This is a genomic window from Stenotrophomonas sp. P5_B8 (genome assembly GCF_054049855.1).
Window position 1 is genome coordinate 1 of sequence record NZ_JBFULO010000859.1, and the last position, 610, is coordinate 610.

The window sequence follows — 610 nt, forward strand, 5'->3', positions numbered from 1 at the left end:
ATCCCGCTGGGCCCGGCCCCGACCGCTGCTGTGGTTGCCCCGGCTCCGGTGGCGCCGAGCTGCGCAGACATGGATGACGACGGTGACGGCGTCAACAACTGCGACGACAAGTGCCCGGATTCGCAGCCGGGTCAGACCATCGGTCCGGACGGTTGCCCGGTGCCGGTCTCCATCGACCTGAAGGGTGTGAACTTCGACTTCGACAAGGCGACCCTGCGTCCGGACGCCGTGGCGATCCTGAGCGAAGCCACCGAGATCCTGAAGCGTTACCCGGATCTGCGCGTTGAAGTTGCCGGTCACACCGACTCGAAGGGTACCGACGCTTACAACCAGAAGCTGTCGGAGCGTCGCGCCACCACCGTGTATGACTACTTGACCAAGAACGGCGTGTCCGCTTCGCGTCTGGTGGGTCCGATCGGCTACGGCGAGAGCCGTCCGATTGCACCGAACACCAACCCGGATGGTTCGGACAACCCGGAAGGTCGTGCAAAGAACCGTCGTACCGAGCTGAACGTCCAGAACTAATCCTTCTGGTAGTACAGCCTCAGAAGAGGGCCCGGCATTGCCGGGCCCTTTTTTTTTGCCTGTTCTTCTCCAAAAGCCAAAAGCT

General features: G+C 62.1%; 1 protein-coding gene. It reads left to right on the forward strand.

Annotation, left to right across the window (positions count from 1 at the left end; translation table 11 throughout):
• Window positions 1-525: OmpA family protein (locus ACXJKH_RS21860; RefSeq protein ID WP_457322528.1), on the forward strand; the 525-nt coding region annotated here is incomplete at its 5' end.
• Window positions 526-610 lie beyond the last annotated feature (85 nt).